Origin of the sequence: Pseudomonas danubii, from assembly GCF_042980055.1 — a bacterium.
Classification (GTDB): domain Bacteria; phylum Pseudomonadota; class Gammaproteobacteria; order Pseudomonadales; family Pseudomonadaceae; genus Aquipseudomonas; species Aquipseudomonas danubii.
Genome location: NZ_CP116502.1, coordinates 5,100,551 through 5,113,824, shown reverse-complemented (window position 1 = coordinate 5,113,824; position 13,274 = coordinate 5,100,551). Strand labels below are relative to the sequence as shown.

10 protein-coding genes are annotated in these 13,274 nt (G+C 62.1%); 6 read left to right on the top strand and 4 right to left on the bottom strand.

Annotation, left to right across the window (positions count from 1 at the left end; all coding sequences use genetic code 11):
* The first annotated feature begins 24 nt into the window (after positions 1-24).
* From PFZ56_RS23155 to PFZ56_RS23145, 3 genes are all read left to right on the top strand, one after another.
* The gene (locus PFZ56_RS23155; protein WP_110596551.1) at positions 25-942 is read left to right on the top strand and encodes a ketopantoate reductase family protein; all 918 of its coding nucleotides are present in this window, start codon (positions 25-27) and stop codon (positions 940-942) included.
* Positions 943-1,099: 157 nt separating this feature from the next.
* Positions 1,100-2,575, top strand: coding sequence for an aldehyde dehydrogenase family protein (locus PFZ56_RS23150; RefSeq protein WP_170003641.1), 1,476 nt, complete (start codon positions 1,100-1,102; stop codon positions 2,573-2,575).
* A 118-nt stretch (positions 2,576-2,693) separates the two neighbouring features.
* Positions 2,694-3,947: an OprD family porin gene (locus PFZ56_RS23145; protein WP_170003638.1), complete on the top strand. Its 1,254-nt coding sequence runs from the start codon at positions 2,694-2,696 to the stop codon at positions 3,945-3,947.
* A 98-nt stretch (positions 3,948-4,045) separates the two neighbouring features.
* On the opposite strand, the gene PFZ56_RS23140 is transcribed toward PFZ56_RS23145, so the two are convergent.
* Positions 4,046-5,194: a MalY/PatB family protein gene (locus PFZ56_RS23140; RefSeq protein WP_170003635.1), complete on the bottom strand. Its 1,149-nt coding sequence runs from the start codon at positions 5,192-5,194 to the stop codon at positions 4,046-4,048.
* A gap of 389 nt (positions 5,195-5,583) precedes the next feature.
* Here PFZ56_RS23140 and PFZ56_RS23135 point away from each other — a divergent pair, with 389 nt between their 5' ends.
* From PFZ56_RS23135 to PFZ56_RS23125, 3 genes are all read left to right on the top strand, one after another.
* Entirely contained in the window at positions 5,584-6,831 is a 1,248-nt protein-coding gene (locus tag PFZ56_RS23135) for a pyruvate carboxyltransferase (RefSeq protein ID WP_170003632.1), read from the top strand.
* On the top strand, positions 6,824-7,771 hold the full coding sequence (locus tag PFZ56_RS23130; protein ID WP_170003629.1) for an AEC family transporter: 948 nt from the start codon (positions 6,824-6,826) through the stop codon (positions 7,769-7,771). The genes PFZ56_RS23135 and PFZ56_RS23130 overlap by 8 nt, the downstream gene beginning before the upstream one ends.
* 548 nt (positions 7,772-8,319) lie before the next feature.
* The gene (locus PFZ56_RS23125; protein ID WP_170003626.1) at positions 8,320-9,360 is read left to right on the top strand and encodes an ABC transporter substrate-binding protein; all 1,041 of its coding nucleotides are present in this window, start codon (positions 8,320-8,322) and stop codon (positions 9,358-9,360) included.
* Positions 9,361-9,477: 117 nt separating this feature from the next.
* Here PFZ56_RS23125 and PFZ56_RS23120 read toward each other — a convergent pair whose 3' ends face one another.
* From PFZ56_RS23120 to PFZ56_RS23110, 3 genes are all read right to left on the bottom strand, one after another.
* A complete protein-coding gene (locus PFZ56_RS23120) occupies positions 9,478-10,356 on the bottom strand; it encodes a response regulator transcription factor (protein ID WP_170003623.1) in 879 nt (292 codons plus the stop codon).
* Between the two features lie 77 nt (positions 10,357-10,433).
* A complete protein-coding gene (locus PFZ56_RS23115) occupies positions 10,434-11,849 on the bottom strand; it encodes an aminotransferase (RefSeq protein WP_170003620.1) in 1,416 nt (471 codons plus the stop codon).
* A 58-nt stretch (positions 11,850-11,907) separates the two neighbouring features.
* Complete coding sequence (locus PFZ56_RS23110; RefSeq protein ID WP_170003616.1) at positions 11,908-13,008, bottom strand: polyamine ABC transporter substrate-binding protein; 1,101 nt, start codon at positions 13,006-13,008, stop codon at positions 11,908-11,910.
* Positions 13,009-13,274: the final 266 nt, after the last annotated feature.

The following is a 13,274-nucleotide window of genomic DNA, read 5'->3' as shown; positions in this document are numbered from 1 at the left end:
AATGATCTTGAGAAGGGCAATTCGATGAATATTTCCATCCTGGGAGCGGGCGCCATGGGCTCGCTGTTCGGCGGCCTGCTGGCGGAAAGTGGGCAGAAGGTCAGGCTGCTGGATATTGACGAGCGGCACCTTGAGGCCATCCGCCGCCAGGGCTTGCGCCTGGAGACCGATAGCGGCGACCGGCGCATCGACGGCCTCGCGGCGTGCCGTCCGGAGCAGGCCCCCGGGCACGCGGATCTGTTGCTGGTGTTCACCAAGACCCTGCATACCGAGCGTGCATTGCGCAGCGCGGCTGGCCATATCGGCGCGCAAACCCTGGTGCTGACCTTACAGAACGGCCTGGGCAATGCCGAGGCGGTCAGCCGTCACGTCGCCCGGGAACGGGTGCTGATCGGCATGACCAACTGGCCCGCCGATCTGTTGGGGCCTGGGCATGTGCGCTCCCATGGTGAGGGCGTGGTCCGGGTCCTGGGGCTGGAAGGGGGGACGTCTCGGGGCGCCAGACAGGTTGCCCAGGTGCTCGATGGCGCGGGACTGCAATGCCGGGTGGACCGGGACGTCTGGACCTCGATCTGGGAAAAGGTGGCGTTCAACGCCGCCTTGAACAGCCTGTGCGCCGCCAGTGGTTGTACGGTGGGGCAACTGGGAGCCGCGCCCGAGGGCGTAGCCCTGGCCAGGCACATGGTCCTGGAGGTGCTGGCGGTGGCTCGGGCGGCCGGGGTGGCGGTGGATGAGCAGCGTTGCCTGGACTCGGTGGCGTTCGCCATGGCCAATCACCGGGATCACAAGCCGTCCATGTTGCAGGACGTGCTGGCCGGCAGAGCGACGGAGATCGGCGCGATCAACGGTGAGGTGCTGGCTCGGGCACGGCAGGCCGGTATTGCCGTGCCCCACACCGAAACCCTGCTCGGGCTGCTGCGCCTGATCGAAGCCCGAATGTAGGAGCCGGCTTGCCGGCGAAGGGCGCGCGAGCCTTGTGTGGGGCTTGAGGACGCTTTCGCTGGCAAGTCAGCTCCTGCGGCTGGGGGAGGGATCAGCCGCCGCAAACAGGGGTATTTGATTGCTGTTATTTGACTGCTGTTATTTGAAGAGGTGTGTCATGAGCGATTCCAAAGCTGTCTATTGCGATCTGCATCTGCAACCCATCGCCGGAACCTGGCGCATCGGCGCTGCGGGCAAAACCCTGGCAGTGAGCAATCCGTTCGACGGTTCGTTGTTGCTGGAAGTGGTCCAGGCCAACCGCAGTGACCTGGATGCCGCCTACGCGAAAGCCGCGCAAGTGCAGCCGCAATGGGCCGCGCTCGGCCCGTCGGAGCGGGCGGCGGTGCTGCATCGGGCGGTGGCGATCTTCGACCAGCGCCAGGAAGAGATCGTCGACTGGATCATTCGCGAATCCGGCAGTACCCGAATCAAGGCGCTGGCCGAGTGGGGCGCGGCGCGGGCCATCACCCTGGAGTCGGCGTCGTTTCCGGCGCGGGTTCATGGGCGAATTGTCGAGTCCGATGTCCCGGGCAAGGAAAGCCGGGTCTATCGCAGCGCCCTGGGGGTCGTGGGGGTAATCAGCCCGTGGAACTTCCCGCTGCACCTGACCCAGCGATCCATCGCGCCGGCCCTGGCCTTGGGCAATGCGGTGGTGGTCAAGCCGGCCAGTGATACGCCGGTGTGCGGTGGCCTGTTGCTGGCGCGGATCTTCGAAGAGGCCGGCTTGCCCGCCGGGGTGTTCAGTGTGGTGGTGGGGGCCGGCAGCGAGATCGGCGATGCCTTCGTCGAGCACCCGGTGCCTTCCCTGATCACCTTTACCGGCTCGACTCCGGTGGGGCGCGGCATTGGCCGTATCGCCAGTGGCGGCGAGCACCTCAAGCCTGTGGCCCTTGAGTTGGGAGGCAACAGCCCGTTCGTGGTGCTGGACGACGCCGACCTTGAGCAAGCGGTGAATGCCGCGGTGTTTGGCAAGTTCCTGCACCAGGGGCAGATCTGCATGGCGATCAACCGGATCATCGTTGACCAGTCGCTGTATGACGCCTTTGCCGAGCGCTTCGTGGCGCGGGTCAGGCAGCTCAAGGTCGGCGATCCGCAATCGCTGGAAACGGTGATCGGCCCGGTAATCAATGCCCGGCAACTGCAAGGCTTGCAGGACAAGATCGCCCTCGCCCGGGAAGAGGGGGCCGAGCCGCTGTACGAAGGCGGAGTCAGCGGCAACCTGCTGGCGCCCCATGTGTATGGCGAGGTTCGCGCCGACATGGATCTGGCCCGCAATGAAATCTTCGGGCCTCTGGTGGGGCTGCTGCGGGCCCGGGATGAAGCCCATGCCCTGGAGTTGGCCAATGCCAGCGAGTTCGGCCTGTCCAGCGCCGTGTTTACCCGCAACCTGGAGCGCGGGGTGAACTTTGCCCGCCAGGTGCGGGCCGGCATGACCCATATCAACGATGTACCGGTGAACGACGAAGCCAATGCGCCGTTCGGGGGCGAGAAGAACTCCGGGCTGGGCCGCTTCAACGGCGACTGGGCCATCGACGAGTTCACCCGGGATCAGTGGATCAGCCTGCAGCATCGGCCGCGTCAGTACCCCTTCTGACCCAGTGCCCTGAATGACCCCCGGCCGTCCTGGCCGGGTTTTCTGCGCATCCTTGACGCACGGGCCGGCAACGGCCTGTCGGGGTACGGCTGCGCCAAAAAAACGGAGAACAATAATAATGAACGACCGTCAGCCAATGCTTTGCCGCTCCTTGTTCGGGGCCTCTTTGTCACTGGGACTGTGTGGCGCTTGCTGGGCCGATGACAGTGGATTTGTCGAGGGCGCCCGGAGCGACCTGCTGTTGCGCAACTACTATTTCAATCGGGACTTTCGCGATCACGATGCGCCCAAGGGGCAAGTGGAGGAGTGGGCCCAGGGCTTTATTTTCAAGTTCAGTTCCGGCTACACCCCGGGCACCGTGGGGTTTGGTCTGGACGCCATTGGCTTGTTCGGTCTCAAGCTCGACAGCGGCCGTGGGGTCAGTGGCTCGCAGTTGCTGCCAGTGCACGATGACGGGCGGGCGGCCGACAACTTCGGGCGCGCCGGGGCGGCCTTGAAGGCTCGGATTTCGGCCACTGAACTGAAGGTGGGGGAGTTGCTGCCGGATGTTCCATTGCTGCGTTATGACGACGGACGCCTGCTGCCCCAGACCTTTCGCGGGGCGATGCTGGTGTCCCGGGAGATCTCCGGGCTGGGCCTGCAGGCCGGGCAATACCGTGCGGTCAGCCTGCGCGACTCTTCGGACATGCAGGACCTTGCGGCCTGGGCTGCCCCCGGGGTGAAGTCCGACGGTTTCAACTATGGCGGTGCCGAGTACCGCTTCAATCAGCAGCGCACTCTGTTGGGTGTCTGGCATTCGCAGCTGGAGGATATCTATCGGCAGAGCTACTTCAACGTGCTGCATAAACAGCCGGTAGGCGACTGGGTGCTGGGGGCCAACCTGGGTTATTTCATCGACCGCGAGGAGGGTCGCGCGCGCATCGGCAAGGTCGACAGCCACACCGCCTATGGCCTGTTTTCTGCCTCCCGTGCTGGACATGCCTTGTACCTGGGATGGCAGAAAGTCAGCGGTGACAGCCCGTGGATGTCGGTCTATGGCAGCAGTGGACGGACCCTGGGCAACGACATGTTCAACGGCAACTTCAGCAATGCCGGCGAGCGTTCCTGGCAACTGCGCTACGACTACGATTTTGCCGCCGCCGGCATTCCCGGGTTGCTGGCCATGGTGCGCTATGGCCGTGGCGACAGTGCCACGACCCGGGTCGGCAACGACGGTCAGGAGTGGGAGCGGGACACCGAGCTGGGCTACACCCTGCAAAACGGTCGTCTGAAAAACCTCAACCTGCGGCTGAACAACGCGACCACCCGGCGCAGCTTCAGCAGTGACTTCGACCAGACCCGGCTGATCGTCAGCTACCCGCTGTCCTTCTGAGCTGGCGTCTGCGTCGACCTGATGGCCGCAGCCGCTGATCGGCTGCGGTACAGAGGCTGTCGGGCCCTGGTCCCGGCGAGGGTTCCGAGCCGCCTGGCTCAGCGTCGCTGCAGGCTTTGCTCCATGCGTTGGATGCCTTCTTCCAGCAAGGCACGGGGGCAACCGAAGTTCAGGCGCACGAATTGCCCGCAGTCGTCACCGAACTCGAGTCCGGCGCTGAGGCCGACCTTGGCCTCCTTGAGGAAGAAGGCGTAGGGGTCGGCCAGGCCCAGGGCGCTGCAGTCGAGCCAGGCCAGGTAGGTGCCTTGTGGGGCGTGCATGCGGATGCCCGGCAAGCGGGTCTGCACCGCGTGCAGCAGGTAGTCACGGTTGTCCTGCAGGTAGCCGAGCAGCGCCTGCAGCCAGGGGCCACCGTGGGTCAGGGCGGCCTGGGTCGCTTCCAGGCCCAGGGGGCTGACGCTGTCCACCATGCCGGCGCGGGCATGGTTGAAGGCCAGGCGGGTGGCCGGGTCCTGGACGATGGCGAAGCAGGTCTTCATCCCGGCGATGTTGTAGGCCTTGCTCGCCGACATCAGGGTGATGGTGCGCCGGGCGATCTCCGGGCTCAGGGACGCGGTAGGAATATGCCGGCGCCCGTCGAAGCACAGTTGGGCATGGATCTCGTCGGAAATGATCAGTGCGCCCTGGTCCAGGCAGGCGTTGGCCACGGCTTGCAGTTCTTCCCGGGGGAAGACCTTGCCCAAGGGGTTGTGGGGGTTGCTCAGGAGCATCGCGCCAGCACCTTGCAAGGCCTGGCGCAGTGCGTCCATGGGGGTGACATAGGTGCCTTGCTCGGTGAGCTGGAACGGCACTTCGACCTTGTCCAGGCGCCAGTTGTCCGGGGCCATGCGCAGCGGGCGGTAGTTGGGGGTCTGTACCAGCACTGTTTGCCCGGGCTGGACGAAGGCGTGCAGGGCCATGTTGAACCCGGGCTCGACCCCGGGCAGGAAGATCAACTCGTCGGGCTGCACGCGCCAGGCGTAGTTGTTCCAGAGGTCGGCGACCACGGCTTCGCGCAGTTCATCCCGGGCCACGCTGTAGCCCAGCAGCGGGTGCTCGAGGCGTTGGTGCAAGGCCTGGAGAATGCTGTCCGCCACGGCAAAGTCCATGTCCGCCACCCACATGGGCAGGACGTCCTCGGGGTAGCGGCTCCACTTGGTGCTGCCGGTGCCCTGGCGCGGATGCAGGGTATCGAAATCGAAGCTCATGAGCGGGTCTCGTCGAATCGCATGGGGAAGGTGCAGGGATTCTAGCCTTCCCTGAGGTTGGCCGGCAGGCTGGGTTGGGCCAGGCCCGGGCAAAGGGGGGATTCAAGGTGAGGGAGTGGGTGCGAAAAATGTGGGTTGTTTGCAGACTGAAATATTGAAGTTGAAACGGGTGTTTATTTAAAGCGGAGTATTGTTTTTCTTTTGTTTTATGGGGTTTGTGTCAAGGCACTTTTTTCTGTTTATTTGTCATTGTTTGTTTCTGGATTTTTTAAGGATTGTCTTAGGTTGTGTTTTTTAGTTGGTGTTATATGGTGTGGCGGTTATTGGAGTTGTTCAAGGTTTAAACCTAAGTGGGTATAACAATAATCGAACCGCCAAGGAGCAGGACAATGACGGCTGAAAGTGGAATTCGCTATCGTGATTATTCGGTCCCCTATCTAGTGGATGAAACCCTTCGGGAAGGAATTGAACGCACGGCCTTTCCCATTTCCGTGGACGCCAAGGTGGCGCTTCTCAAGTCCATGGCAGCGGCAGGCTTGAGAGATTTCGTGGTGGGCTGCGGGCCTGAAGAGCCGCTGGTCTGGGACCGCCTGCATCAGGCCCGGGAAGCCCATGAACTGCCCGCCGATACCCGCGCCACCTTCATCATTCTGCTCAACTGCTGGGAGACTGCTTTCGCTTACTTCCAGTCCCGCCAGCAACATCGCCAGTGGATCGCCGACACCGTGTTCAGCTTCGGCATGATCACCTACAGACAGGGCGAGCGGGAGTTCGAGCGGGCCATCGAGGCGTTCCGCAGCATCGGTGCCGTCCGATTCAAGGCCAGCGTGCTCAATAATTTTCGCAGGGGCGTGTCTGAGCAGCGCTATGGCGAAATCTGCCGGCAAATCGACTGGGCTGCCAGCCTGGGGGTGGAGATCATCAGGATCAACGATTCGGTGGGCTCGCTGCAGCCCCATGTGACCCAGTGGCTGTGTTCGAAGCTGGTCAAGGATTACCCCCGGCTGGTGTTTTGCCTGCATGCCCATAACGACAACGGACTGGCCCTTGCCAATACCATGCAAGCCATTCACTCGGGCTTTCAGATGGTTGAAGGGGCGCTCGCCGGTTTTGGCAATAGATCGGGTATTGCGCCCTTGGAACAAGTGGTCAAGTTGTGCAAGACCAATAATATAACTCTGGGCTCCTGTGAACTTGATCTGGATAAGTTGATCGATGCAGCTCATCAGTGTGAAGACGCCTTCTTGCAAGTGCCCAGTGTTTATCGGCCGGTGAGTGGCAAGTTGGAAACACTTTCCAATTACGGTGTTCTGAATATTCCGGACTTTCTTGAAACTCAGGATGAGAAGAGTTACTTCGTCAACTATGTCGGCCTGCATCCGCAAACCATTCGCCAGGCCCTGAGACACTATTCAACGGCAGGGCTGAATGTGGCGACGATGGCCGATGCAGACCTGTGGCCCATAGTGGAGAGCCTGAAAGTGGAGATGCGGGCCTCGATGAAGGACATCGAGTCCCACTATCGGCGGGTCATGGGCGGGGTGATGGATTTCTACCGCGCCTCGACCTACACCCCCCGGCAACTGGCGCAGTATGCCGAACGGTGGATTGTTCGGGGGCATGCTGCTCATGGATAAGGTCTTTACGGTGGTGATGCCGTTGTTTGCCATGATCTTCGCCGGCTATTGGATAGTGCGGATCGGGGTCATCGGCAAGGAAACGGTAAAGGGCCTGGTGGGCGTCGTGTTCTGGCTGTTCCTGCCATGCTTCATTTTCATCAAGACCCTGGGCACTCGGGACCATGGCGAGCTGGATTGGGGGCTGCTCAGCGCCTACTACCTGGCTTGCCTGGTGACCTTCATCATCGCTGCGGTAGGTGGCTGGCTGATCTGGGGCGGCAATGGGCGCGTAGCCGGCCTGCGTGGGTTGTCGTCCATCTCGGGGGTGGTGGGGTACATGGGCTTGCCCCTGATGGTCATGGCCTTTGGCGATGAGGCGGCCTTGCCAACGTTGATGATCACCATGGCCGACAACCTGGTGATCCTGGCGGGTGGCGCATTGATCATGGAGCTCACCGCGCAACAGGAGGTGCAGGCCAAGCCGGATATCGGCCGCGTGCTGCTCACCACGACCCGTTCCATTGTCACCAACCCGCTGATCCTGGCGGTGCTGCTGGCCGTGCTGTTCATTGCCCTGCAATGGCAGTTGCCCAGTCCGCTGCAGATTTTCGCCACGCAGATGACCAACGCCACCGGACCTTTGGCCCTGGTAGCCCTGGGCGCCGCCTTTGCCGTGCATCGCAATCAGAGCCTGATCAAGGGCGACGCCCTGTCGCTGGCACTGTTGAAGGTGGTGGTGCTGCCGGTGCTGGTGTTCGTTTCCGCCCGGTATGTGTTTGGCCTCAGCGACTTTCTGATCAAGATTGCGGTGATCATGGCGGCGTTGCCGGTGGCGGTTAACGTTTTCATCCTGGCGTCGCGCTACAAGACCTATGAGACGGAGGTCTCCAGCAGCATGCTGCTCTCCGCGGTGATGGGCATCGGGGTGATCTCGGGGTTGCTGGTCGTGCTGGACTGATGCTCAAGCCTGCCGGCACATGACCGGCCATTGCACCCTGCAAGCGTTAGGCGCTTGCGGGGTGTTTTGTTTGCCTGTCCTGCGGCGTTCGCTGCAGGGCTGATGATCCCTGCGAAAACCTGCAGCAGCTTCCCGCAAAGCAGCTTTTCCCTTGCCTGTGCCTCACAAAAACCTCGTTTCGCAACGTTCCGGGTTATGGAAACAATGACCCCCTGCATACGCCTGCCCGACTGCCACGGGCGCCTGCGGCGATGCACTGCCGATCGATTTGTTCTTCCTACAAAAACAACAGGGAGCAAGCGATGAACCGCCATTCGAGCAAGACCGCGTCCGCTCACCCCGGATCGGTTGCAAACACTCCAAGCGAACGGGGCCACAGAGCCCGCAACGGTGACGATCCGGCTACCTGGCCTGTGCTGCCAGGCGCCTTGCACCGCTGACCAAGACTCGTAGTGCCTGGTGCAGTACCGCCCGTGAATACGGTCGCTTCCAGGCTCCTGCTGTGCGGGTTCGTGCGGGCGAGCCGGCTTTCTTTGAGGATGGGTTTTATGTCCAACACCTTGCGTTGCGGCGTTGCATTGTCGTGGGTTCTGCTGTGCGCCGGGGCTTCGGCCCAGCCGCAGAATCTCACCGTCATTTCCTTTGGCGGAGCCACCAAACAGGCTCAGGAAAAAGCCTATTTCCAACCCTTCAACCAGAGCGGGGCAGCCCGGGTGGTGGCGGGGGAGTACAACGGTGAACTGTCGAAGATCAAGGCCATGGTCGATGTCGGCAAGACCAGCTGGGATGTGGTCGAAGTGGAGAGCCCGGAGCTGTTGCGCGGCTGTGACGAGGGCTTGTTCGAACCTTTGGACCTGGCTCGCTTTGGTGATCCGGCGCAGTTCGTCCCGGGCACCCTGAGCGAGTGCGGCGTGGCCACCTACGTCTGGTCGATGGTCATGGCCTTTGCTCCGCAAAAGCTGGCCAAGGCGCCCGGGTCCTGGGCCGACTTCTGGAACCTCAAGGACTTCCCCGGCAAGCGCGGTTTGCGCAAGAGCGCCAAGTACACCCTGGAAATCGCCCTGCTGGCGGACGGTGTGGCGCCGGCCCAGTTGTATCAGGTGCTCAACACCCCGCAAGGCGTGACCCGGGCCTTCGCCAAGCTGGATCAGATCAAGCCCTACATCCAGTGGTGGGAAGCCGGGGCTCAACCTCCGCAATGGCTGGTGGCCGGTGATGTGGTCATGAGCGCGGCCTACAACGGACGCATTGCCATGGCCCAGAAGGAGGGCATGCAGTTGAGTATCCTCTGGCCCCAGAGCCTGTACGATCCGGAGTACTGGGCGGTAGTCAAAGGCTCGCCGAACAAGGCCCTGGCCGAAGATTTCATCCTGTTCGCCAGCCAGCCCCAGGTGCAGAAGGTGTTCTCGCAGAACATTCCCTATGGACCGGTGCATCGTCAGGCACTGCCCCTGTTGCCTGAGGCGGTGCAGCAGCAACTGCCGACCTACGAGGCCAACCTGCGGGACGCGCGGGCGGTGGATGCGGCGTTCTGGGTCGACCATGGCGAGGAGTTGGAGCAGCGCTTCAACGCCTGGGCGGCCCGTTGAATGCATCACTGATGCACTGAGGAAAAAAGGGCCTGCACAAGCTGTGCAGGCCCTGGTCCGATTTCCGGGACCTGACGACGTTGCCGGGGCGGCGGCGAGCTGGGCACACCCGTCGGCTCAATGGGCGGGGGCTTGAGGGCGCAGGGTCAGCCAGTCGATAAACAACGAAAACAGCTCCGCCTGGGAGCTGATGGCCAGCTTGGTATAGAGATTCTTACGGTGCATGCGCACGGTTTCCGGAGAGATTTCCAACACCTTGGCCGTGGATTTCACCGAGTGACCGCGCAGGATCAGGTGGGCGATCTCCCGTTCACGCACCGTCAGTAGCGGAGTGCCGAAGCTCATGAAGGCGGCTTCGATCTGTTGGTTGAGGTCGGCCGGAGCCAGGGCCGGCAGCGAACCCTGAGTCGCGTGTCGCACCAGTTGCTGCAGGCCGCCGGCACTGCCGAAACGACGGATCAGCTCGCGCACCAGCGGCTCCACCGCCCGCAGTAGCGCCAAGGGTTCGCTGGCGAAGCGTGCGCCACTCAAGCCCTGGAACATGCACAGGGAAATCTTGCTGTGCGGGTCGAGGTCGACGATGTAGTAACTGTCTTCGGCGCCCCCGGTCTTGAGGTAGTAGGTCTTGTAGTACTCGCTGGCGAAGAAGTCGTCCGGGGCGATTTCCGAGAGGTGGTAGAAACCTTCCGCCAGACCGTTTTCCACCGCCAGGCAAAAGGGGTCGAGCAGGTAGCCGCGGGAGAAATAGCGGTTGATGATCTCGTCGCGGTACGCGCCGACAATGCCTTGCTCATGCAGCAACTGGGGTGGCAAGCCTTTGCGTTCCAGGCTGATCATCATGGATTCGATGGGGGTCAGGGCATTCAGCGCTGCCGCCAGATGGCTGAGGAAGGCCTCATCGTCCACGCTGTCGAATGCCTTGGCCAAGCCGGCATGCCAGGCCTGCAGGGCATCGAGGGAGAGTGGGGCGTTGGGGGGATTGGCAGATGCGCTCATGCCCGGCAGTTTAACTGCCGGGCGCAGGCCGGGTAAGACCCCGATTCGCAGTGCTGTCGGTGCCCGTTGTCGACTCATCAACCCAGGTACTGGCCGTCACGGCGCAGCTCGGCTGCAGCCTCGAGGATGCATTCGCGCAAGGTATCGACGATTTCGTCGATCTGCGCACGGGTAATGATCAGCGGTGGCGACATGACGTTGAGATGGCCGATGGGACGCACCAGCAAGCCCTTGGCCTGGGCTCGCAGGTGGATGCGCTCGGCAATGTTCAGGGCTTCCGGCAACAGGCTCTTGCTGTGCTTGTCGGCGACGAACTCGACGCAGGCCATCAGCCGCTTGCAGCGTACATTGCCGACCAGGGGCAACTGCGCCAGGGTCTGCAGGCGTTGCTCCAAGTAGACCCCCACCTCCTCGACATGGGCCAGCAGGTTTTCCCGCTCGATGATCTCGATGTTCTTCAGCGCCGCGACGCAACTGACTGGGTGCCCGCTGTAGGTGAAGCCGTGGGTGAAGCAACGGCCCTTGCCCGGCTCGCCGATCACCTGCCAGATGCGTTCGGAGAAAATGCAGGCCCCCAGGGGCAGGTAGCCCGAGGTCAGGCCCTTGGCGGTGGTGATGATGTCCGGCTGCATGCCGAACACGTCCTGGGAGGCGAAAAAGGTGCCCAGGCGACCGAACGAGGTCACCACCTCATCGGCGACATACAGCAGGTCGTAGCGCTGGCAGATTTCCCACATCCGCCGGTGATAACCCTCGGGCGGAATGATCACTCCGCCTGAGCCCATGATGGGTTCGGCGAAGAAGGCGGCCACCTTGTCCGGGCCGATGGTGAGGATCTTGTCCTCGAACTCGGCCACCAGAAAATCGAGGAAATCCGCCTCGCTCATACCTGCCGGGGCTCGGTAGTAGTTGGGGCAGGAGATGTGGTGAAACAGGTCGCTCATGAAGTCGAATTCGGGAGCTCGGTCGGCGGCCTTGTTGCCGATGGACATGGTCAGGAAGGTCGAGCCGTGGTACGCATTGATCCGCGAGATCACATGCTTCTTCTCATGCTTGCCACGACTGTTCTGATAGAACTGCACCAGGCGGTAGGCGGTGTCTACCGCCGTGGAGCCGCCAGTGGTGAGGAACACGTGGTTCAGGTCCCCCGGCGCCAGGCTGGCGAGTTTTTCACAGAGCTGGATGGCGCTGACATTGGCCATGTCGCAGAACGGATTGGAGTAGGCCAACTGCCGTACCTGATCGGCAATCGCTTCGGCCATTTCCTCGCGGCCCAGGCCGATGTTGGTGCACCACATGCCGCCGACCGCATCCAGGTAGCGCCGGCCGGCGGTGTCATAGATATAGGCACCGTCACCGGCAGCGATGTTCAGCGAGCCCTGCTCGCGGTGCTCGTCGAACATATGAAAGCCGTGCATGTAATGGGCCTTGTCGGCGGCCACCAGTTGTGGGTCGTCGAACTGTTGAAAAAAGGCTTCGGGTTGGATAGCCATGGGCTTCACCTCGGGTTGAACCATTGGACGCAACGTCCGTGGAATGGGTAGGCATGGATCACTTGCCGATCTTCACCATGTTCCAGGTGCGGGTGATCAGGCGGGTGCTGGCGGGAGACTGGATTTTCTGGTTGAACAGTCGCTCCCGGGTCTGGGCATCGGGGTAGATCGCCGGGTTGTCACGCACCTCGGCAGCGAGCAGCGGGGTGGCCTTGAGGTTGGCATTGGCATAGCGGATGTAGTCGCTGACTTCGGCCATCACCTGCGGCTGCAACAGGTACTCGATAAAGGCATGGGCATTGGCCACATTCGGCGCATCGGCGGGAATGTAGAAGTTGTCGAACCAGATCAGCGAACCTTCTTTGGGAATGAAATAGTCGAGCTTGACCGGTGCCCCCGCTTCATTGGCCCGGGCCTGGGCGGTGGCGTAATCGCCGGACCAGGTCGCACTCAGGCACAGGTCGCCATTGGCCAGGCCATTGAGGTAGCTGGTGGAGTCGAACTTGCGGATATAGGGCCGTATGGCCATCAAGGCATCTTGCGCGGCCTTGAGGTCTGTGGGCTCGGCGCTGTTGGGATTGCGCCCCAGCCAGGCCAGCACTAGCGGCAGAATGTCCGTGGGCGAGTCCTGCAGCGTCACTCCGCAATCAGCGAAGCGCGACACCACCTTGGGATCGAACAGCATTGCCAGGGAGCCGATGGGCGCGTCCGGCATCCGCTCACGGATCTTGTCGACGTTATAGGTCACCCCATTGCTGCCCCAGGTATAGGGCGCCGAATACTGCACCCCGGCGTCGTAGTTCTCCAGGCTTGTCAGCACCTGGGGATCGAGATTCTGCCAACTGGGCAACCACTGCTTGTTCAGCGGCTGGAATACCTGCGCCTTGATCAAGGGCGGCACCAGCGCCGCATTGAGTACCACCAGATCGTAGCCGGAGCGCCCGGGCAGCAACTTGCCCTGGACGGTTTCATAGGAGTCGAAGGTGTCGTAGATCACCTTGATGCCGCTGGCCTTCTCGAAGCCGTCGAGGGTGTTCTCGCCGATATAGTCCGACCAGTTGTACAGCCGCAGCGTCTTGCTTGCGGGCTCCTCGGCCTGCACCCAGGCTGCCGCCACTATCAGAACCACGCCAAACACCGCAGGGAATGCTGTACGCATGCTGGAATTCCGCCTTGAGCCTGATGGGAGGAGCCCGAGTCGAGCCGTTGGCGCTACTGTCCGCGAGCGGTCGCACACACGCCATAACCCGATCGGGTAGGTGAGTGAGGAACAGGCAAGGGCGAGCTATCGGACTTGATTTATGCAATCATCCAGCCCCGTCGGCGACTTCGAGGCGTATTTGCCCACCCGGAAACCTGTAGAAACAGCCCGGCAGAAAAAATATCGAATAGGAGTTGCCAGGAATGGAAAACATGTCCATAATT

Excerpts from the sequence above, each read along its gene's own strand:
- PFZ56_RS23155 (WP_110596551.1), top strand. The coding sequence starts at position 25 with ATGAATATTTCCATCCTGGGAGCGGGCGCCATGGGCTCGCTGTTCGGC.
- PFZ56_RS23150 (WP_170003641.1), top strand. The coding sequence starts at position 1,100 with ATGAGCGATTCCAAAGCTGTCTATTGCGATCTGCATCTGCAACCCATC.
- PFZ56_RS23145 (WP_170003638.1), top strand. The coding sequence starts at position 2,694 with ATGAACGACCGTCAGCCAATGCTTTGCCGCTCCTTGTTCGGGGCCTCT.
- PFZ56_RS23140 (WP_170003635.1), bottom strand. The coding sequence starts at position 5,194 with ATGAGCTTCGATTTCGATACCCTGCATCCGCGCCAGGGCACCGGCAGC.
- PFZ56_RS23135 (WP_170003632.1), top strand. The coding sequence starts at position 5,584 with ATGACGGCTGAAAGTGGAATTCGCTATCGTGATTATTCGGTCCCCTAT.
- PFZ56_RS23130 (WP_170003629.1), top strand. The coding sequence starts at position 6,824 with ATGGATAAGGTCTTTACGGTGGTGATGCCGTTGTTTGCCATGATCTTC.
- PFZ56_RS23125 (WP_170003626.1), top strand. The coding sequence starts at position 8,320 with ATGTCCAACACCTTGCGTTGCGGCGTTGCATTGTCGTGGGTTCTGCTG.
- PFZ56_RS23120 (WP_170003623.1), bottom strand. The coding sequence starts at position 10,356 with ATGAGCGCATCTGCCAATCCCCCCAACGCCCCACTCTCCCTCGATGCC.
- PFZ56_RS23115 (WP_170003620.1), bottom strand. The coding sequence starts at position 11,849 with ATGGCTATCCAACCCGAAGCCTTTTTTCAACAGTTCGACGACCCACAA.
- PFZ56_RS23110 (WP_170003616.1), bottom strand. The coding sequence starts at position 13,008 with ATGCGTACAGCATTCCCTGCGGTGTTTGGCGTGGTTCTGATAGTGGCG.